Below are 21,477 nucleotides of genomic sequence, written 5' to 3' on the forward strand. Positions count from 1 at the left end.
ACGGTGAGGCTCTTTCAAGAGCTGGGTTGTATGAAAACGAAAAAACACAGCCAACAATAATTTACAAAATAACTTATTGACCCTGTATTTACTACAGGGTTTTTAATGCACATCAACAGGTGAGACGGCGATGATGCCGGTATCACCAGATGACCAGATAACCCAAGGAATATGACCATGAAAAATATCAAACTGCTTGTTGCTGCCAGTATGCTCTCCGTAGTCTCTTTCTCTGGCTTCGCCCAGTCAGTCAGTGTTACTGCTGACACACTCAGCAACGCGGAAGCGAAAATTGCCGCTATCGCCAAGGAATCCGGTGCTTCGTCCTACCGCATCACCAGTGCTGACCAGAACAACTTTGCCCGCATGACTGCAGTCCTAGATAAGTAACCCGGGACTGTACTACCCTGAACCTGACCAGTTAACGCAAGAGATGGTCGCAGAGCAAATAGCCGGACTGGCTGTCCCCCAGTGGGATGCATCTGGTTCCGCTGGCGACCTCACACGCAATCCCTCACTGTAACGTTTTCTGATCTCACCACGCTGGCCATAACAGATTGCCCTAGCCACTGCATTACGACCTTCTCTCCGGTTAAGCTGAGTCAGGATACGTCGGCGATAATACTCATCATAAATATAATTAAGAAGGTATAAATTGCTTCATTCGGCGCACTATTGTAAACGTTTTTGGCGGGACAGGATGTACTTGTGTGTACGAAACCGAGGGCCAACAATAAATATTGATTTAATGCAAAGGCCCATATAAGATTGATTTACAAGGTGATGGTGCTCCACCTTTCCCAACCGCCGGTTTTTCAACACCGGATGATGGCGCCTGATATACAGATGAAGTTGTCCTCTTATAGGCATGTATGTCAGGTATAGCTATGCAAAATAAAACCACATTACCGCTTACCGCAGAATCTCTCTCTTTTCAAAGAGATAATCCGATTTATGTCTTCGGTCATCGAAATCCTGACAGCGATGCTATTTGCAGCGCGCTGGTTGTGGCTGACTGGCTTAATTACACCGGTCGTCCCGCAACGCCCTGGCGCCTGGGGGATATCACCCCGGAAACCCGTTATATCCTCAACGCTGCGGGTGTTTCACAACCCGATTTACTCACCGTCGATCTGACAGATAAAACCGTATGGCTGGTTGATTTTACGGATGCAGAGCAGGGACCGTCTTCGCTGATGGACAGCAACGTCATCGGCATCATTGACCATCATCGTATTGGTACCCTTGTTACCCGCAATCCACCGGATGTCTGGGTGCGGGCGGTAGGATGCTGCGGAACAGTAATTCTCTCAATTCTCATGCATGACATTCCGATGCCGCTGACTGCCGCTCAGGCTGTGTTGCTGATGGGGGCGATCCTCAGTGATACCGTTGCGCTGACGGGTCCCACCACCACCACTCAGGATCAGGAATCCGTGGCTGTTTTGCGGGAAATCGCCGGTATCGATTATGACCAGTTTGTGACAGGGCTGCTGCGAGCCAAAACAGATATAACCGGGCAATCCGCGTCGGTTTTACTCAATCGTGACGCCAAAAATTACCGGATCCATGATGTGCCGCTGTTGTTGTCACAAATTGAGGTCCGCGACATGGCTGATATTACTCCCCTGTTGCCTGAGCTACTGCAGGAAATGGATAAAACCTGCAAGGACAGCGTGCTGGACATGGTGATCCTGATGGTGACAGACATTACCAGCCGGAACTCCGTTTTGCTTTTTTCAGACAGCAGCCTGACAGGCTCCCGCCAGGTATCGCTGCCCGGCATGACAAGCCGGAAAAAAGAAATCCTCCCCTGGCTGACCAACCGCTTCGCTTCTTATAAGAGGTGATTTATGCAAATTTACCGGCATGCCTTGTTACTTGTACAGAATGAAACCGATGGTCTGCTGTTGCTTGAGCAGGCAGAACGTCTGGCAAAAGAGATGGGCACCCGTATTACTGTCGGGCATCTCAGTGCTGACTATAGGGAACTGGATTATACCAGTGACTCATTAACCAAAGACCGTCAGTCCCGCGAAGTTATTGATGCAAAGGCAATGCTTAGCCGTCTGGTGGAGTCCAGCAGTATTGATATCAACGTCAGGTCCATCGTCAGCATCCATCGTTTCCGGGACGTTGAGGCCGTTGTTCAGCATGAAGATATCGATCTGGTCATGCTGGGGCATGAAAACCGCCTGTTCGGGGTTTTTTCCTCCTTTTCTTTCGAATTCATCAATCACCTTTCTGTTGATGTTCTGATTAAACATATTCCAGCCCCTTAAAAGAAGGTCAAACTTATGAGCTTTGAAATTGAATGTATCATCGCAAGAGAAATTCTGGATTCCCGCGGTAACCCGACCGTAGAGGTTGAAGTGACTTCTGTAGGGGGCAGTATGGCCCGTGCCTCCGTTCCTTCCGGTGCCAGCACCGGCTCCCGTGAAGCCATCGAGCATCGCGATGATGACAAGACACGTTTTGGCGGTAAAGGTGTTCAGGATGCGGTCCAGTGCGTCAATACCGAAATTAACGATGCCCTGCAGGGCTACGATGTACGCCGCCAGAAAGAAATCGACAACTGTCTGATTGCCCTTGATGGCACAGAAAACAAAGGCCGGCTGGGTGCTAATGCGATCCTTGGCGTATCGCTGGCAGTATCCCGCCTGGCGGCACAACTATCCTCTACCCCGCTCTACCGCTATCTGGGTGGCGTCGGCGCGAATCTGCTGCCGGTTCCCTGTATGAATATCATTAACGGCGGAGTTCATGCCCGCTGGCAGGGCGCTGATTTTCAGGAGTTTATGATTGCACCATGGGGAGCCTCTTCCGTACGCGAAGCTATTCGCTGGGGCAGTGAGGTCTACCAGGCCCTGCGTCAGGTCCTGCTGGAAAAAGGTTTATCCGCCGGCGTGGGCGATGAAGGCGGTTTTGCACCGGCCGTTTCCTCAAACCGTCAGCCGCTGGAGCTTATCGTGGAGGCAATTAGCAAGGCGGGATACCGCCCAGGCGAAGATATCGTTATTTGCATGGATCCGGCCTCCAGTGAATTCTACGTCGATGGGAAATATACCCTGCGTACCGAAAATACCCGGCTCAGCGCCGACGAAATGACCCGCTACTATGAGCAACTGGTGAAGGATTTCCCGATAGTCCTGATTGAAGATGGCCTTGCGGAAGACGACTGGGCCGGCTGGCAGCTCCTGCACCGCGCGCTCGGCGATAAAGTTGAGCTGGTTGGCGATGATATCTTTGTGACCAATGTGAAATATATCCAGCGAGGTATCGATGAAAACCTGGCCAATGCCGCATTGATCAAACTGAACCAGATAGGCACCCTGAGTGAAACCATCGAAGCCGTCCAGTTGTGTCAGGATAACAACTGGGGAACCTTTATTTCGCACCGGAGCGGGGAAACCGTGGACAGCTTCATTGCAGATATGACCGTCGGCCTGCGGGCTGGTCACCTGAAAACCGGTGCACCCAGCCGTGGGGAGCGCATTGAGAAATACAATCAACTGATGCGTATTGAAGATGAATTAGGTGATGCCGCCATCTTCGCCGGTAAAGCCGCCTTCAAAAAACGCTGATTCCGTCACCCTTCCCGTATGCTCAGATACGGGAAGGGGTAGGGTGGTTCTGTGAACGGAAAAATACTCATACTGTAACAGCAACGGGGATCCAGGCAAACTGTCTGGTTTTCCTGATCGCTGATGCCTTTTTTAATATACTGCCGGATGATACCAGTGCCGTTGTAATCGCGCTGTTCATCGGGAGCGGTGCCCATCTTCTGATGCGTCACCTCCTTGACCGGAGTCCAGGTAAATCCGGGTAATCAGTACAAACAACTCAACGGGTTCAGGTCCTTCCGGTTCAGTTGTGGGTGACAGACAGGTAGTTGTTATGGGGAAAATTATTTTACTCCGCCATGGCGAAAGTTAGTTGAATCGCAAAATCGTTTTACCGGATGGGAAAATGTCCCGCTGATGCTGAAAGGAGTGGAGGAAACCCGGCGCGCAGCAAACCTGATAAAACGGTCCGGAATCAGTGTGCCACTACAATCATAGATGGAGCCTGCACATCCGTTCTGAACCGGGCAATTCATTCGCTCTGGCTGATAATGGAAGCGCTGAATCAATTGTGGTTACCGGTGGACAAATCATGGCGGTTAAATGAACGTCATTACGGTGCGCTTCAGGGAATGAACAAAGATGAAGCCACTCAACAGATTGGCCAGAAAATCGTTTATCACTGGCGGAGGAGCTATCGTGGTATCTCCCCTCCGTTGCCGGATGCACCTGCTTCACTTCATCGTGAGGCACGTTATCGTCATGTGTCCCTGACGGATTTGCCGGGGGGAGAAAGTCTGGAAATGACGCAACGAAGGTTGTTGCCTTACTGGCACCACGTCATTGTCCTGCGCGTCGCCAGTGGCGAAACCATGTTGCTGGTCAGTCATGCTAATACACTGCGTGCGCTGACCATGTTTATTGAGCAGATTGATGAAAATAAGGTTCCCGATCTGCATGTCCTGACGGGAATCCCCGTACTGTATGAAATGAATGAAAAACGGGCCATCACCGCACGTTATTCCCTTGAATGACGGTCTGATGGTGCCCTGATTTCAGCGAGGTGGTATGTACAAATCATTATTCGCGGTGGTGATAGGCGGATCGATCGGCTGTGTGATCCGCTGGATACTGTCCATGCGTCTCAATGCACTTTTCCCCAATCTTCCACCTGGTACCCTGGTGGTTAATCTGGTTGGCGGATTTATCATCGGTATGGCACTGGCCTTTTTTGTCCGGCAGCCTCACCTTGATCCCGCCTGGAAGTTTTTTATTACCACCGGCATATGTGGCGGTATGACAACCTTTTCCACCTTTTCTGCTGAGGTGGTGGTGTTACTTCAGAATGGCAATTATGCATGGGCTGTCATTTCCGTACTGACGCACGTAACTGGCTCGCTTCTGATGACTGCCACTGGTTTCTTTGTGATGACACTGCTGTAAAAGCATATGCGCCATACACTTAACCGCGCCATGTCTCCGGCAGATTTTCATTTTATCGCCATAACAACATACCTGACCTGCCGGGTCAGGTATTTCCGGAGAAGGGTGTATGGAGATGCTCCCTGAGAATATCGTGAAGGGACTTTCCGAAGCCGAGGTGCAGACCCGGCTGGGTCAATGTGGCTATAACGAAGTGCGTGAACAGCCTCCGGACCAGGTGCGTGCTATCCTCAAACGTCTGCTGGGTCCCATCCCCTGGATGCTCGAAATTGCGCTGGTACTTGAAGTGGTTCTGGGAAAGACGACTGAACCAGTGCGCGCTCAGACAACGACGAACCATCCATTCACCTCATTCGGAGGTCACAGATAGTCGCTGTCTCACACGCCGAATCCCCTCCTGAGTTCACCACGATCCAGCAGGTCATGGCGGCGTCCGGCGCCATGATCCTAGCAGTCGCAACCGGCAGCGACGGTCATCCCCATATCCGCGGGTTGCAATCATTAGTCGAAGCACTAGGCGATGATACGGCAGGACTCGTCAGGGATACGGTTTCCAGTGAAAGATTAGACTTATTGCTGCCGGCAGTAGTGTCAGCGTTGCCAGTGTGGCTGAAAGCAGCCCACCAATAATGGCAAATGCCATCGGTCCCCAGAAAACATCCCGGGCAATCGGCAGCATCCCGAGAATGGCCGCCGAAGCGGTCAGCATGATGGGGCGTGAACGGTGCAGCGCGGCGACTTTGATCGCCTCATCCGCAGTGAAACCATTTTTCATCCCCACATCCACTTCGCTAATAAGAATGACGGCATTACGGATGATCATCCCGGCCAGTGCAATGATCCCCAGCAGCGCCACAAACCCCATCGGTATGCCAAAAGGCAGCATAGCCACAACTATCCCAGGCAAACCAAACGGTGCCATCAGCAGGGCCAGCAGCATCGACGAAAAGCGTTGTAACTGAATCATCAGCAGTAACAGCATCACCATCAGCGTGACAGGCAATACCGCATACACTGAGCTGTTTCCTTTCTCCGATTCCACAACCACTCCACCTTCCTCCACACTGTAACCCGGCGGGAGACTCTCCCGGAAACCGGCAACCACCGGAGAGAGTGCCGATGACACGGTCTCTGCACGAACGCCGGGCGCGGTATCCGACTGAACCGTGATAAACGGCAACCGCTGCCGACGCCAGATAACCGGATCATCCAGCGTCCATTCTGGCGTGGCGACCTGTCCCAGGGGAACTTTATTCCCGGTCGATGATGTCAGCATCAGAGCATTCAGTAACGCCGGGTTTTGTCGTGAGGCTTCATTTCCCCGCAGCACCACATCAATCTGGCGGTTACGGTCGCGCAGGGTGGTCACGGTGGTTCCGGAAAACAGCGTGGCAAGCGTTCCTGCCAGTGACTGAGACGTCATGCCGGTGGCACGCGCCTGCGTCTGATCCACCCGCAGACGGATGACCCGCTCCGGTTCACCGGACGTCAGATTGACACCCCGGGTATCGGGATTGCGGGCAATCATCCCTGCCAGTTGCGTGGCCAGTTCACGTACACGGGTATTATCCGGCCCGGATACCCGGTATCTGACCGGCCAGCCCACCGGAGGGCCCAGCTCCAGTGTGGATACCCGGGTTGTGAGCGTACTGAAATCTTTCGACAGGATCTGCTCAAGCTGTTTCTGCAGCCGGTTTCTCGCCGCTTCATTTTTCGCCACTACGACCAGCTGGGCAATGTTCTCTTTCTGCAGCAGAACATCCATCGGCAGATAAAAACGCACAGCGCCGGAACCGATGTAGCTTGAGTAATGGTCAATATCAGGATTATCGCGCAACTTCGCTTCAAACTTCAGGACGTCGCGGTGCGTCTGTGCCTGGCTGACATTCTGCGGCAGAGTCAGGCTCACCAGCAGCTCCGGGCGATCGGACGCTGGGAAAAACTCACCCTGCATCAGCAGGGCTCCGCCCCCGGACAATATCAGTATCGCCAGGGCACAACCGAGTGTCTTGCGCCGGTGCTGCATCACCCGGTCGAGCAGGCGGGTATAATGACGGTGAAAGAAACTGTGCTTATGTGACTGATGTGAATGCTGTTCCGGCAGTAACCAGACGCCGGTAAGCGGCGAGAAAAGAACCGCAACCAGCCATGAGCTCAGCAGCGCTGTCAGTACCACCACAAACAGGGAGTAGCAGTATTCTCCTGCGCTCGATGCCGCAAATCCCACCGGTATAAATCCGGCAATCATCACCAGTGTCCCCGTCAGCATCGGGAACGCGGTGGTACGAAATACCTGCGTGGCGGCCACACTCAGGGCATCGCCAGCCTCAAGCCGCGACACCATGGCTTCTACGGTGATCATGGCATCATCAACCAGCAGTCCCAGTGCAATGATCAGGGCACCGAGGGAGATTCGCTGTAGCCCTATTCCGGCCAGTTCCATCCCGGTAAATGTCATGGCCAGCACCAGCGGAATGGCCACGGCGACCACCAGACCTGCCCGGCTGCCCAGCGAAACAAAAGAAACGGCCAGCACAATAATAACGGCCTCAACCAGCACCTGGACGAATCCTCCCACCGCGTCACTGACTACGGCCGACTGGTCTGCCACCTTCTCCACACTGATCCCGTAAGGAAGATGCGTGCGGATCCTGTCCATCGTCGCGTTCAGCGCCCGACCAAAATCAACAATATTTCCACCGCGAGCCATCGAAATCGCCAGCCCGAGTGCTGGTTTACCGTTAACCCTAAACTCCGGTGAGGGCGGATCTGCCTGCTGCAGTGTGACCGTGGCCAAATCGGTGAGTGGGATAAAACGGTTTCCGGTATGCAGCACAATTTGCCGCAGGCTGTCCACGGATGTGAAGGCGCCACTGACTTCCACCGACATATTTTCCTGTGATGTCCGGATACGTCCGGCGGGCGTGACGGCATTCTGTGCCTGCAGAGCCGCCGTCACCTGCTGAAGATCGAGTCCCATTCCCGACAGTTTCAGTGGATCAAAAGCAATCACCACCTGTTGTTCGCTGTCACCCAGCAGCGTAACTTTCCCTGTTCCCGGAACAGCCAGCAGAGATGTCCGGATATCATCGACGGTATCGCGTAACTGCCGGGGAGTGAAGCCGTCCGACGTGAAGCCATAAATTGTGCCGTATGTATCATCGAATTCATCATCCACGGCCGGGGTGGTGGTGCCGTCCGGCAGGGATGCCCGGATGTCGTCCATCTTTTTCCGCACGCTATACCAGATACCCGCAACCTCTGACGGCGGTGTGTCATCACGCAGGTTCACAAAAATCACCGACGAGCCCGGACGCGTGTAACTCTCGATATAATCCAGATGTGGGATTTCCTGGAGCTTCTTCTCCAGCGTGTCGGTGACGAAACTGACGGTATCTTTTACCGTTGCGCCCGGCCACTGTGCCGACACCACGGCGGTCTTAATGGTAAACGCCGGATCTTCGCTGCGCGGCAGATTTAGAAAGCTCATGACGCCTGTCACCGTGACCATCAGCATCAGAAAAGCCACCAGTTGTCGGTGGGCCAGTGCCCAGGCAGAAAGATTAAAACCGCCGGAAGCGTGCATAACATTTTTCATTTTTGGTTCTCCGTCAGCACGTTTTCCCCGTCACGTAACTGACTGACCCCGGCAGTGACCACCTGTTCACCGGCTGTCAGCCCTTTGCGGATGAGCACCGAATCGGTCATATAGGCCGCAATGTCAACGGGTGTCAGGCGCAGGCGATTTTTGCCGGTGTCCACCACGAACACTGCCGGTTTCTGTTCTTTCCTCGTCAGGGCAGATGCCGGTACCTGAAACACTTCACTGCCGCCCAGGGGTAATGACCCGGTGACCGTCGCCCCCATAGCCATTACCGCGGGTGCATTCTCAAGGTCATAGCGTACCCGCCAGGTCCGGGTCTGTGTGTCGGCCTGCGGGCTGATGTCACGCAGCGTTCCGGTTACCGACACCGACGGGTTATCCGCCATACGCAGGGTGAGTGTCTGCTGCTGTTTCAGGGTGTCAGCCAGAGCCCCCGGTACGCTGAAGACCGCATCACGGGCCCCTGACTGCGCCACCCGCAGGATTTCCTGTCCGGTGGTCACTACCTGTCCCGGACCGGCGCTGACGGTGGTGACCACCCCGGTAACCGGTGAGAGCAGTCGCGCATACCCCAGACGGTCCGCTGCACTGCTCAGGTCGGCCTGAGCGCTCTGCAGTTTTGCTGTTGCCGTGTCGCGGTTTGTGCGGGCCTCGTCAAGCTGAACCCGGGCAACCGCACCCTGCGGGGCAAGCAGCGTCATGCGTCGCAGGTTTATCTCAGCAAGCCTGGCGCTTGCCTCGGCTTCCTGTACTGCCGCCTGAGCACTGCGGTACTGATTACGCAAATCGGTATCATCCAGTTCAGCCAGTACCTGCCCGGCAACCACTGACTGCCCCACATCCGTGAGTCGTTTCACCATCCGGCCATCGGTACGGAAGCCGATAATCGTCTCTTCATGGGGCAATATTTCACCGGTCATCAGCGTCTGTCCGCCATGATTGCCGGCAGATACCTCCGTGGTCATCACCGGTCTTGGTGGGACATGGCGGGATACCGGCTCATTATCACAGCCGGTCAGTTGCAGGGCGAGGGCGAAAACCAGGGCTGAGCCCCGTCGCCAGAAAAGCAAAGACGCTATCAGGGGGATGAATGAATATGATGGCATGGCAGCCTCCGGAAAAAATGCTGCCATGAGTAAACCGCAGGTGTGTCCAGATACGTTCGACGAACCATCAAGATTTGGTCAAGAAAAGTGAAAAAGAAAACTCATACGGGCAGTTTCACCCGAAACAGGAGTCCGTTCCCCTCTTGCGGGATACTGGCGGTCAGCGTTCCGCCGTGAGACTCACAAATGGCTCTGGCAATCGACAGACCCAGTCCACTGCCTCCTGAATGACGGGAACGGGAAACATCAGAACGGGTAAACCGGTCAAACATCACCGGCAGAAAATCCGGTTCGACGCCCGCGCCGTAATCCCGGAAGGAGAACGTCCAGTAGCCTGACTGAACGGAACCCTGTATCGTTTGCTTCCCGCCTTCCGTCGCGTAACGCAGTGCGTTCTCCATTAAAATGGTAAAGACCTGTCCGATTCGCAGCGGGTCCGCACAACATTCTCCCGGAGGGATATCCGTGTCGTAACCGAAATGCCCGGCGGTAGCCTGTGGCCGTAGCCAGGCAATCTTTTCCTGCAGTAATCCGGCGGGTGAGAAGCGTTGTTTATTCAGCGTAAGCTGCCCTGCATCAGCCAGTGAGAGCAGGTGCAAATCATCAATCAGACGGCTGAGGCTCAGGAGCTGGTTCATCACCATATTCATCTGCGCTTTATCAGCCGGGAATACGCCGTCCATCATTCCCTGTAGACGGCCCACCGCGGCCGTCAGTGGAGAGCGCAGTTCATGCGCGGCTGCAACATGAGATGCCCGTAATTCCCGGTCATAACGTTCAAGTCTTTCGGCCATGGTATTGAAGTTCTGCGTAAACAACATCAATTCAGAGGGCGCACTTGCATCCATTTTTGAGCGAGTGGTAAAACGCCCCTGCGCTATCGCTGCGGAGGCTCGCGTCAGCAGACCGAACTGCCGGGCGAGAGGCCGGGCGGCCAGCAAACCGAGCATAATTATCAGCGGTGTCACAAACAGGACCAGCCCTCCCAGCGTCAGCCAGTCTGTTGACGCAATGGACGGATCTGAGAACTGCAGTCCGTACCAGTCATCAATAATTTCATGGTAACGGATGCGATTAAGATCGGGATTTTCCCGCAGATGCAGAAATTCCTGTCGTACCGCCTCCGGCATCCGATGCTGTACCCAGGCATCCAGCAGGGCAAAACGCAGCCACATGCACAGGGCGATAAGCACGACACTGCCGGCCGCCAGCGACAACACCCTGACGCAAATCCAGCGCCATAATGAACGGGACTCTCTTTTTTTCATGGCTGCAGATACCGGTAACCGATCCCTCTCACGCTGGTCAGCACACCGCTGACCCCCGCTTTTTCCAGTTTGCGGCGTAGGTTATAGATGTGTGTATCAACCACCCTCTCCAGCGCATCACTTTCCGGCAGGCAGTGTTCAAGCAGCGTCTGACGGGAACAGACGCTCCGGGGGCGGGTCATCATCATGTCCAGCAGTGAAAACTCGGTGGGGGTCAGCTCAAGGTGCACCCGGTTTTCATCGTGAATAACAGCGACTGACATGGTGTCCCGGTTGAGTTCAACGGCCCCCACCCGGCGATAATTTTCAGCGCTAGCATGCGCTGCCGCCCCACGCCGTAACACCGCCTGCACCCGGGCCACGACCTCACCCGGATCATAAGGTTTGACGACATAATCATCCGCACCGAAGCGTAAGGCCCCGATACGGTCCGGGGCCTCGCCCATTGCGGTGACCATTATCACGGGAACATCGGATTCGCGGCGCAGCCGGCTGAGTATTTCTGTTCCGGTCATACCCGGCAGCATGATATCAAGCAGAATAAGTGCAGGATGCTGGGTAAGGGCGGCTTCAAGTCCTGCTTTTCCATCATGGGCCAGTATGACCCCGAAGTTTTCACGGCGAAGATAGGCTTCGAGCACATTCGCCGCATCCCGGTCGTCCTCGATAATCAGAATACGTTTTGTGTTCATTCATTCTGCCTTGATGGTTTCTTGATGGTTTCCACGCTGAGTCTTGATAAAGCATCGTCATAATCCACTGCGGGTGGCCGGGCGGGTCACAGCTTACCGTAATGCATAAACATAAAACGAGGGATATATGATGGCAACGTATTCGTCTGTAACAGGGTGTACAGTGATCCTGCTGGCAGCGACCTGCGGGTCCGCTATTGCCGACAGCGGCAATCAGGATGGAGTGACGGTGGGGATAATGGGAGAAAACGCCCCCCGCTACAGTGGCGCGGATAAGCAGCACTGGACAGTGATGCCTTCCCTGCAGGTCCGTAAAGGCGCGTTTTTCTTCGACTCAACAAAAGGTATCGGTTATGACCTGCAGACGGATAATGGCCTCTATTTTGAAAATGCGTTCGGATACAGTTTTGGCCGTGCCGATCAAAATTCATCGTGGCGCGATGGTTCTGACAAACTGAAAGGAATGGGAAACATCCGTGGTGCACTGAACACGCAGGTTGCTGTTGGCTGGCAGGTGAACAGCTGGTTTACCCCGGAAATCCGTGCAACTCTGCCGCTGACGGATTCACAGGGGGTACAGTACCAGGCCTCGCTGACGCTCGTGCCCTGGCAGAACGACACAGATACGGTTGCCCTGCAGGGCGCGGCACTTTTTGGTGACGCCCGGTACATTAACACCTGGTACGGCGTTAATGCTGCCCAGAGCCGCACAACCGGTTTCCGGGAATACAACCGTAGCGCAGGATTTTATGCTACGCAGACTACCCTGAGCTGGCAGCATCAGTTTAATGAACACTGGGGCACCCTACTGGGCGCTTCATATGCCTGGCTTGCGGATAAAACCAGTGACAGTCCTGTTGTGTCAGCGCGAGACAATATCAGCGGTTTTGCTGGTATCAACTGGACATTCTGACACGCCAGGAACTGGCAGAGTCTCCGAAAAGTGGACTATCAGAAACATATATTTGAATGTTGATATCAGATGATGTTTTGCGAGTCATCTACTGGCTTGGAAATGGCTTCAAGCCCTGAGTGATATATCACCGGAAGATTACGAGCAGGAGCATGTACTATTACACTTTCAGTGGAGTGGATTATAAGCGCAGGATAATAGCATATGAGGACAGCATTAAAATTCATTACATTCCCAAATCCTTTATCTATATTCTCGCTAGTATAAAATCATGTATAGCGAAAGAAAACCCTAGCACCTTAAATAAGACCGCACCGACAGTCTTTTGCGCCGAGGTTCTTCTCCCCCCCATAAACAATGACCACGAAAATATCAGGAAAACTACGACATCACATGTCAGATGGGCCGAATCCCAGCTTAACCAGAATTGACGAATGAATACTTGAAAAATTTGACATAAATTGAATATCGTCATTCCATAATAGTATGGGCATAGTACGAACTGCCAGCTAGTTTGTTCCGTCCGTTGAGTCTCTAACTGACTATTATTTTAAGACTAACATATCAGTCTCTTTGATTTTTAGATAGCAATAATATTTGCTGATATTACTTCATTGAGTACTTCTACCGCCATACTGGCATCAAGATTCTTGACCGACACATAGACCTTTATATGAGCCTCCACGCTATCGAGAATTATCTCGAACGTACGGTCAAGCTCTTCTGGATAGTAGTTCATCACGCTGTCGAACACGCTATTGTACGATGCCCTGACAATCCCATTACATACCGTAAGGAATAAGGCGATATTTCTCATTCAGAACTGAATCACATGCGGTAGCAGGAGGATGAAAATCAGCTACTGAAGAAACAGGTGGCTGGCCTGAGTGTGGACAAGGAGATGCTTCAGGAGATGCTGAAGCAAAAGTTCTAAGGCCGGCACAGAAATACCAGTCGGTGCATTCTCTGCGGGAAGCATATCGTATCAACGCCTACCGGGGACGCGGGTTACTAATGCAAAGCAGAACTGTTTAACCGCCGCTATCGGACATAAATACTGGATTTTAATCTATTTAGAACTCAGAATGAGGTACGGGAGAATTACATTATGCTGGCTGAGGTAATACAATAACGAGCGGCCTCATGAATCTCTGAATAACCTGATACAGGAAGAGGTATCGGCTGATGACTGAAAACCCGGAGCTATCAAGAAGTGCATGGAACAAAAATGGCATGCTTAAACTTACAGCGTTTGGTTTACGTATACTTCGCTCTTCTTACTTTTTATGATGATAAATTTGGCATACCACCCTGTTCTTAATATATTTAAAAAAAACCAAATACTCCCTCCACAAATACTTGACGTCACATGATACATTAATGAGGCCTTAAAAGAAAAAACCGATGATTTAGTAAATCACACATAAATATTGAACACAATACATTTAACATAGAGAAAAAATTAGTGAGTTAAGTAATAGACATATTAAATCAAAACTACAACTCAAGACATCTAAACACCCCACCATGGTGCATAATAATAACAGAAATACTTCTAACCGTAAGGATACATGATAAAAAATGGTTACCACAGCGGGGAGGTAACCATTTTTAGTTAACTACTCTCTCGGAGGAAAACCTGCCTCACGTAAAGCATTAGCAACTTGTTCAGTAGATAAAGAAGTTTTCACTTCGATCTTACGAGTCGGTGGATCAGTTATGATACTTGCCTCAGGATCAATATTTTGAATCACTTTAGTCACTGTCCGGGCACATCCGCCGCATGTCATATTTTCTAGATGTAATTGCATATATATATCCTATTTAGTTGTAGTAACTTCAATGATAGAACTTGCCACCGTTGTAAGGTCAAGCCCTATCGCCAAAAATTTTCGTGCTTATATTCTCTGACTAAGCGTTTCACCTGAGGTGGGGATATATACTGCCCCAAAGTATTTCAAGTAAACCGTTCAGTTGTGCTTTCTGCCGGCTGTCGGGCAACAAGACGAAGACGTAGCAGTCCTCGCAGTAAAAGAAGTGGTTGCCGCGCCGTAACCCCTTATCCCTACGACAATGCAATACGCGGGCGGTTTTATCCCTCCACCCACGTATTGCCGACCTTATCGCCAGACAGTGGCGTTAACCTGCCCGGAGAGTTATGGCTTAGCCGGAGAGCTTTCTGTCCATCCGCCCCCCAGCGCTTTATACAAATTGACCAAATTGCTCATTCGCGCCAGTCGGGTCTGAACCAGAGTTTGCTGTGCACTGAACAGCGCTCGTTGCGCGTCAAGCTCCGCCAGATTATCGTCAATACCGGCCCGGAAGCGCTGTGAGGCCAATTCATAGTTAGCCTGGCTGGCCTGCACCAACAATTGTTCTGAACGGAATTGATCGTCCAGGGTTTGTCTGCCCGCCAGGCCATCAGCCACTTCGCGGAAGGCAACCTGAATCGCCTTCTCGTAATTCGCAATTTCGATGCGCTTTTGTACCTGGGCTAGGTCCAGATTGGCGCGCAGAGCGCCTCCCCGGAAAATAGGCAACGAGATTTGCGGAACAAAACTCCAGGCCGCTGACCCCGGCTCGAACAACCCGTCCAGACTCGAACTGGCCGTACCAGCCGATCCTGTCAAACTGATTGCCGGGAAAAATGCCGCGCGAGCGGCCCCGATATTGGCATTGGCCGCACGCAGTTGCTGCTCTGCCGCACGGACATCCGGACGACGCACCAGCAATTCTGCCGGCAAGCCCGCCGGCAACGCGGAAGGGATGATGTCATCGGGCAAGGTATTCGCCTTATCCAGGCTGGCCGAGAGTTCGGCCGTCAATGGCTGCCCTAAAAGCAAAACCAGTGCATTGCGATCCTGCGCCGCCACCCTCGTATAAGCAGCCTGACTGACTTCCGCAGTACGCAACGCAATCTCTGCGCGCCGCAAATCAATTTGCGTTGCATTACCCGCATCAAACAGCGCCTGGGTCAATGCGTAAGTCCTCTTTTGCGTGCTCAGCGTATCGTGAGCCAGTTGCAGCAACTCCTGATCCGCACGCAACGTCAGATAAGCGTTTGTCACCTCAGCGAGCAGGCTCAGCCTTGCCGCAATCCGTGTTTCATCCAACGCCAGGTACGTTGCCAGCGCCCGATCGCTGAGGCTACGAACCCGTCCCCACAAATCCAGCTCCCAGGCTGACACCGCACCATTAACGTCATAACTCCGCGTTATCTGCGTTGTACCACTCGGGCTGACATCTGCGGGCAGACGCTGCACGGTAGCGCCCGCATCCACATTCAGTGTTGGCAACATATCGGCACGACGGATCCGGTACTGAGCCCGCGCGGCCTCAACATCCAGCACCGACTTGCGCAGATCGCGGTTGTTTGCCAACGCGACCTCAAGTAATTGTTGCAACAACGGATCACGATAGAAATCGCGCCAACCGATATCAGCCACGGCAGTCTGAGCCGCTGAAACTGTTCCCTGAGCATAAGCCGCTCCCGAAGGATAGCTTGAGCTCGTTGGTGCAGAAGGCCGTTCGTAGTCCGGCGCCATAGTACAACCGGCCAATACCAGCGCCATCGCCAGCACCGAGAGTTTATTAATACGATGGTTCATTTCATACTCTGCTTTCATTATTCTCTCTCCGCCCGTCATGGCCGTGAATCACTGATTGCCCGCTGTGCCTGCTTGATTTCCCGGCGAATAACCAGCTTACGGACCACGACATAGAACACTGGCGTCAACAAGAGTCCGAACAGCGTCACCCCCAGCATCCCGGCAAACACGGCAATCCCCATGGCATGACGCATTTCCGCACCGGCACCGCTCGCGATCACCAAAGGCACAACCCCCGCAATAAATGCCAACGAGGTCATCAGTATCGGGCGCAGACGCAGGCGAGCGGCCTCCAGCACAGCAGCCAGAGGATCGACGCCTTCACTCTCTCTGGCGCGAGCGAACTCGACGATCAGGATTGCGTTTTTCGCCGCCAGTCCCACCAGCACCACAAAACCAATCTGCGTGAAGATGTTGTTATCTCCATTCGATAGCCAAACCCCGGCGATCGCGGAAAGTAATGCCATTGGGGCAATTAACAGCACCGCAAACGGCAGCGACCAGCTGTTGTATTGTGCGGCCAGGATCAGGAACGCCAGGAACACCGCCAACGGGAAGATATACAGCGCCGAGTTGCCAGTCTGCTTCTCCTGGTAAGTCAGATCGGTCCATTCGTATGTCATTCCCTCAGGCAGCGTTTCACTAACGATCTTCTCAATAGCTGCCGTTGCCTGTCCGGAGGAGTAGCCAGGCGCTGCGCCACCGGTAATATCCGCCGACGGATAACCGTTGTAACGCATAACACGGTCTGGTCCAGAGGTACGGGTAATGTTCACCAGCGTTCCCAGTGGGATCATGTCACCCGCGGCATTACGCACTTTAAGCAACCCGATATCTTCAGGCTGCATACGGAATTGCGCATCCGCCTGAGTGATCACCCGATACGTACGACCGAAGCGGTTAAAGTCATTTACATACAGCGACCCCAGATTCACCTGCAACGTATCAAAGATATCGGTCAGTGCGACGCCCTGAGACTTGGCTTTGACGCGGTCGATATCAACCTGCAACTGAGGTGCGTTGGTCTGGAAACTGGCCATCATCCCTGCCAGTTCAGGAGCCTGCATGGCCTTCGCCATAACCATCCCTTGAACACGGGTCAGCTCTTCAAAGCCAAGCCCTGCCCGGTCTTCGATCTGGAGTTTAAATCCTCCCATGCTGCCCAGCCCCGGTACCGGTGGTGGCGGGAAGATCCCGACAAAACCGTCAGGTATCTGGCTAAATTTCCCCATCAGGCTACCGGCAATAGCCTCGGCAGACAGCGAAGGATCCTTACGTTCACTGAAGGGTTTCAGCATGGTAAACATCAATGCGGAGTTAGGCATGTTAGGGCCGTTTACCGACAACCCAGGAAACGCCACGACGCTTTCCACTCCAGGTTCCGCCAGCGCAATTCGGGACATCTCTTTCACTACGGCTTCCGTGCGATCCAACGAGGCGCCGGAAGGCAATTGAGCAATCCCAACCAGATAGTATTTGTCCTGAGCGGGCACAAAACCGTTAGGAACCTGCTGGAACCCCAACAGTGTCAGGCCCAGGAAACCGGCATACAGCACCAGCACGATGATACTGCCGCGTACGGCCCGGCGGACTGCGCCAACGTAGTTGTTCGACAATCTATCGAAGAAAGCGTTAAAGCGACGGAAGAAACCACCGAATACGCGATCCATGATGCGCGTCAACCTGTCGGCCTGCGCCATATCCTGATGGGGTCTAAGCAGAACCGATGCCAGCGCCGGCGACAACGTCAACGAGTTGATCGCAGACAAGATCGTCGAAATGGCGATGGTCAGCGCGAACTGGCGATAGAACTCCCCCTGCAATCCTGACAGGAACGCAGAAGGAATAAACACAGCAGCCAAAACGGAAGTAATGGCTAAAATAGGGCCAGTCACCTCGTCCATGGCCCTTCTTGCCGCTTCTTTCGGAGAACGGCCCTGTGCAATATGCCGTTCGACGTTTTCAACCACCACAATGGCATCATCGACAACGATACCAATCGATAACACCAGACCAAACAACGACAGCGTGTTGAGCGAAAAGCCGAACAAATACATGAGGGCGAAAGTACCGACCAACGAAATAGGTACCGCGACCAGAGGGATGATCGAAGCCCGCCAGGTTTGCAGGAACAGCATCACCACCAGTACCACCAACACCGTCGCCTCCAGCAACGTCATTGCCACTGATTTCAACGAGGCGCTGACAAACACTGTCGGGTCATAAGCGATACGGTATTCGATACCTTCCGGGAAGTTGGCCTGCAGCCTCGCCATCGTCGCCCGAACCGAGGCAGAGACGTCCAGCGCATTGGCGCCTGGCGTCATAACGATGTGCATACCCACGGCATTTTTATCGTCCAGCAGGCTGCGCAGGGAATAGTTGTCCGATCCCAATTCCAGACGCGCAACATCGCGCAGGCGGGTAACCTGCCCGTCAGCGCCAGCTTTGATCACGATATCGCCAAACTGCTCAACGGTGGTCAGACGCCCCTGGGCATTGATACTGACTTCGAAGGCTGAGGAGCTGTTCGGCTGTTGACCGACAGAACCGGCCGCGACCTGGACATTCTGCTCACGAATTGCTGCGGTCACATCACTGGCCGTCAAACCGCGGGAAGCGACTTTGGTCGGATCCAGCCAGACGCGCATCGCGTATTCACCCTCGCCCCCAAGCGTGACGCTGGCAATACCTGGCAAGCGTGATAGCTCATCACGCACGTTCAACATGGCATAGTTGGAAACATAAAGCGGATCGTAGCGATCGCCCTGTGCAAATATATGCACAACCATGAGGATATCCGGTGACGTTTTCTCCGTCACGACACCGATCTGCTGCACCTCAGTCGGCAAGCGCGGCAAGGCCCGAGAAACCCGGTTCTGCACCTGAATCTGCGCAATATCGGGGTCGGTTCCCTGCCGGAATGAAATCGTCAAGACCATTCGACCGTCGGCAGACATCTGGGAACTCATGTACAACATGCCTTCCACCCCGTTGATTGCCTGTTCCAGTGGAGCAGCAACGGTGTCAGCAATCACCTTAGGGTTAGCACCAGGGTAGCTTGCCGAAACCTGCACGGTAGGCGGTGTTACCGATGGGTATTCACTCAGCGGAAGCTGAAAGAAAGCCAGAGCGCCAGCTATCAGCATAAACACCGATAACACAATCGCGAAAATAGGCCGCTGGATGAAGAAGTGTGGGAATTTCATTATTGGCCTCCCCCTTCAACGGAGCCGGCTTTTTCCCCCTCGCTAACCGACGCGCCAGAAGCCTGCATCGGGGTCAAACGCGGCGTCACCGCCATACCGGGACGCACCAGCCCCTTGATAATAATGTTCTCACCGGCTTTCAGGCCACTCTTGACCACGCGCAAACCATCAACCACCGCGCCCAGCTCAATCGGGCGATACTGCGCCTTATTATCCGCACCCACCACCAGGACATAGTTGCGTCCCTGATCGCTCCCTATCGCCTGATCGTCAATCAGAATCGCCTGATGTGCCGCACCGGTGGCCAGCTGCACGCGGGCAAAGGCACCTGGCGTCAGTTTCCCATCGTCGTTAGGGATTACGGCACGTACCCTGACAGTACCGGTACTACGATCGATCTGATTCCCGACAAAATCGAGCGTTCCCTGATGCGGGAAACCTTTTTCTGTCGCCAGCCCAACATGCACGGGTAAACGCTCTTCCACCTTGTTAACTGCGTCAGGACGTGCCTTGCTGACTGAATTAAGGAACGTCGCTTCGTCAATATCAAAGTAAGCGTATAGCGGATTGACGGAAACAATCGTTGTCAATAGCGTCGCAGATCCCGTACCACCGCCGCTGACCAGATTTCCCTCAGTCACCAGCATGCGATCCACGCGGCCGGTAATCGGTGCCACCACGCGCGAATAAGACAAGTCCAGTTTCGCCGCCGCAACCTCGGCCTTTGCAGCCTGCACCTCAGCCTGACGAGCATGACGTGTAGAAGCGGCGTCATCGTAATCTTTCCGGGATACCGCGCCATTGTTCACCAGCCGACCAACTCGTTCAAAATCGCGATTGGCCTGGATAGCCAGCGCTTCTGCCTGCTTGAGTCGTGCTTGCGCGCTGTCAAGAGCCACCTGGAATGGACGAGGATCAATTTGGAACAGCAGCTGCCCCTGACGCACCATGCTGCCTTCAGGTACGCTGACAGCGTCGATGGTACCGCCAACGCGTGGGCGTAGCTCTACGGTTTTTGGGGCCGCCAATGAACCGGTAAACTCTGCCGAAGGGACTATCTGACGCGAGAGCACTTCGGCTACGGGAACCTGGGGAGCCATAGGTGCGGCCGCTGCGGCCGGCTCATCGTTGCCGCCACTATCCCGGGCAAACGCAATCCCGGCAGTGGCGATGATTGCGGCCGACACAATCAGAACCCCAATTTTCATTTTCATAACAGTGATCCTTTCATACGCCACAGGCAGCCCCGGCCCATCCGAAAACGGCGCTGTAGCAATTTCTTACAAGGCTAAAGGTTGATGTTACTGGAAGGTCAAGCACACCAATTAAAAAAAATGAAAAACATCCAATCAGGCTTAATTAATATTTAATGTGTAAGCGTTAAACGAGCGCCGTATTGACGATTATTTATCGGGAAGAACCACGTTCCATGGAAGTAGTTCGGCCACTTTGTTGCTGGACTACTCCGGTAGTATGCTCAAGATATGGCGAAGGTAGTGACCCATGCAGCAATTGAGCTCACCGCTGAAGACTCACGCCAGACCTTCCCCCTTCTCCCGGGATAGCCGCCTGCGGCAGCATGTCATTCGTCATCGCGCTGCCAACCTGACCATTCAGAACCAGCGGCACAACATGCCGCATTTCTTTACGCAACTGGCTGATTTGCTAGCGCGGGACCAGCAGATGATTGGTAGGTGCTTGGCTGTCCGCGTGTCTCCGGGGTCAGACACTGACCTTTACTGACAGCTGGCGGCCCCCATTAAGGTCGGAACCACAGTACTTGGCGGGCTGTGCTGCAGGCGCTGATACTGCCCCAGTACCAGTTCGGCGCTGTTCAGAACATTTAGCATCCAGAACGGGGACATGTCTGCCATGCGCTCGTTACTATAGGGCAGGATCGTCTACCGGGGTGGGGTCAGTCCATCAACGGCTCGGAAGTGTCTAGATTACCCGTGGCGATTCAAGAAGGTTGAATATGATTCCCGACTCATTAATGGAACGCTGCATGATGTTATGCATTACGGGTTGACATTACGATGTGACGGGCCGGGTTAGCTGTATGGAGCCTGTA

Annotated in this window: 16 protein-coding genes, 2 pseudogenes and 1 riboswitch; of the genes and pseudogenes, 8 read left to right on the plus strand and 10 right to left on the minus strand. The window is 53.5% G+C overall.

Annotated features, from left to right (window positions below; all coding sequences use genetic code 11):
• Positions 1–177 precede the first annotated feature (177 nt).
• Entirely contained in the window at positions 178–390 is a 213-nt protein-coding gene (locus tag JQN59_RS21545; RefSeq protein ID WP_009652456.1) for a YdgH/BhsA/McbA-like domain containing protein, read from the plus strand.
• A gap of 120 nt (positions 391–510) precedes the next feature.
• Here the strand turns inward: JQN59_RS21545 and JQN59_RS27280 are convergent.
• Positions 511–654: pseudogene (locus JQN59_RS27280) on the minus strand (Tn3 family transposase); the annotation flags it as partial.
• A 116-nt stretch (positions 655–770) separates the two neighbouring features.
• A riboswitch (Fluoride riboswitch) is annotated at positions 771–845 on the plus strand.
• Positions 846–887: 42 nt separating this feature from the next.
• Between JQN59_RS27280 and JQN59_RS21555 the strand changes: the two are divergent.
• The 6 genes from JQN59_RS21555 (at position 888) to JQN59_RS21580 (ending at position 5,376) form a co-directional block, all read left to right on the plus strand.
• A complete protein-coding gene (locus JQN59_RS21555; RefSeq protein ID WP_009652407.1) occupies positions 888–1,850 on the plus strand; it encodes a DHHA2 domain-containing protein in 963 nt (320 codons plus the stop codon).
• 3 nt (positions 1,851–1,853) lie between these two features.
• Positions 1,854–2,282 carry a universal stress protein gene (locus JQN59_RS21560; RefSeq protein WP_009652460.1) on the plus strand — a complete coding sequence of 143 codons (429 nt, stop codon included), beginning with the start codon at positions 1,854–1,856 and terminating at the stop codon, positions 2,280–2,282.
• A 15-nt stretch (positions 2,283–2,297) separates the two neighbouring features.
• Entirely contained in the window at positions 2,298–3,584 is a 1,287-nt protein-coding gene (eno, locus tag JQN59_RS21565) for a phosphopyruvate hydratase (protein WP_009652415.1), read from the plus strand.
• Between the two features lie 377 nt (positions 3,585–3,961).
• A complete protein-coding gene (locus tag JQN59_RS21570) occupies positions 3,962–4,597 on the plus strand; it encodes a 2,3-bisphosphoglycerate-dependent phosphoglycerate mutase (RefSeq protein WP_223175621.1) in 636 nt (211 codons plus the stop codon).
• A 34-nt stretch (positions 4,598–4,631) separates the two neighbouring features.
• Complete coding sequence (gene crcB, locus JQN59_RS21575) at positions 4,632–5,006, plus strand: fluoride efflux transporter CrcB (protein ID WP_016154442.1); 375 nt, start codon at positions 4,632–4,634, stop codon at positions 5,004–5,006.
• Between the two features lie 109 nt (positions 5,007–5,115).
• Positions 5,116–5,376 carry a cation-transporting P-type ATPase gene (locus JQN59_RS21580; RefSeq protein WP_016154443.1) on the plus strand — a complete coding sequence of 87 codons (261 nt, stop codon included), beginning with the start codon at positions 5,116–5,118 and terminating at the stop codon, positions 5,374–5,376.
• A 168-nt stretch (positions 5,377–5,544) separates the two neighbouring features.
• Here JQN59_RS21580 and JQN59_RS21585 read toward each other — a convergent pair whose 3' ends face one another.
• The 4 genes from JQN59_RS21585 to JQN59_RS21600 all read right to left on the minus strand — a co-directional run bounded on the left by JQN59_RS21585 (position 5,545) and on the right by JQN59_RS21600 (position 11,676).
• The gene (locus tag JQN59_RS21585; RefSeq protein ID WP_016154444.1) at positions 5,545–8,604 is read right to left on the minus strand and encodes an efflux RND transporter permease subunit; all 3,060 of its coding nucleotides are present in this window, start codon (positions 8,602–8,604) and stop codon (positions 5,545–5,547) included.
• Complete coding sequence (locus JQN59_RS21590) at positions 8,601–9,716, minus strand: efflux RND transporter periplasmic adaptor subunit (RefSeq protein ID WP_009652501.1); 1,116 nt, start codon at positions 9,714–9,716, stop codon at positions 8,601–8,603. Before JQN59_RS21590 ends, JQN59_RS21585 begins: the two co-directional genes overlap by 4 nt.
• A gap of 101 nt (positions 9,717–9,817) precedes the next feature.
• Positions 9,818–10,984 (minus strand): sensor histidine kinase, encoded by a 1,167-nt coding sequence (locus JQN59_RS21595; RefSeq protein WP_009652412.1) that lies wholly within the window; start codon positions 10,982–10,984, stop codon positions 9,818–9,820.
• Positions 10,981–11,676, minus strand: a complete 696-nt coding sequence (locus tag JQN59_RS21600; protein WP_009652481.1) for a response regulator — start codon at positions 11,674–11,676, stop codon at positions 10,981–10,983. The genes JQN59_RS21595 and JQN59_RS21600 overlap by 4 nt, the downstream gene beginning before the upstream one ends.
• A gap of 127 nt (positions 11,677–11,803) precedes the next feature.
• On the opposite strand from JQN59_RS21600, the gene JQN59_RS21605 reads away from it, so the two are divergent.
• Entirely contained in the window at positions 11,804–12,589 is a 786-nt protein-coding gene (locus tag JQN59_RS21605) for a MipA/OmpV family protein (protein WP_016154445.1), read from the plus strand.
• A gap of 1,619 nt (positions 12,590–14,208) precedes the next feature.
• Here JQN59_RS21605 and JQN59_RS21610 read toward each other — a convergent pair.
• The 5 genes and pseudogenes from JQN59_RS21610 to JQN59_RS21630 form a co-directional block, all read right to left on the minus strand.
• Positions 14,209–14,400 carry a heavy-metal-associated domain-containing protein gene (locus JQN59_RS21610; RefSeq protein WP_016154448.1) on the minus strand — a complete coding sequence of 64 codons (192 nt, stop codon included), beginning with the start codon at positions 14,398–14,400 and terminating at the stop codon, positions 14,209–14,211.
• A gap of 345 nt (positions 14,401–14,745) precedes the next feature.
• Positions 14,746–16,215, minus strand: coding sequence for an efflux transporter outer membrane subunit (locus JQN59_RS21615; protein WP_009652383.1), 1,470 nt, complete (start codon positions 16,213–16,215; stop codon positions 14,746–14,748).
• A gap of 17 nt (positions 16,216–16,232) precedes the next feature.
• Positions 16,233–19,406 carry an efflux RND transporter permease subunit gene (locus JQN59_RS21620; RefSeq protein WP_009652455.1) on the minus strand — a complete coding sequence of 1,058 codons (3,174 nt, stop codon included), beginning with the start codon at positions 19,404–19,406 and terminating at the stop codon, positions 16,233–16,235.
• Entirely contained in the window at positions 19,406–20,620 is a 1,215-nt protein-coding gene (locus JQN59_RS21625) for an efflux RND transporter periplasmic adaptor subunit (protein ID WP_009652401.1), read from the minus strand. The genes JQN59_RS21620 and JQN59_RS21625 overlap by 1 nt, the downstream gene beginning before the upstream one ends.
• Positions 20,621–21,166: 546 nt before the next feature.
• A pseudogene (locus JQN59_RS21630) lies at positions 21,167–21,292 on the minus strand (hypothetical protein); the annotation flags it as partial.
• Between the last annotated feature and the right edge of the window lie 185 nt (positions 21,293–21,477).

The organism is Citrobacter sp. B72 (genome assembly GCF_016894305.1).
GTDB lineage: Bacteria > Pseudomonadota > Gammaproteobacteria > Enterobacterales > Enterobacteriaceae > Citrobacter > Citrobacter portucalensis.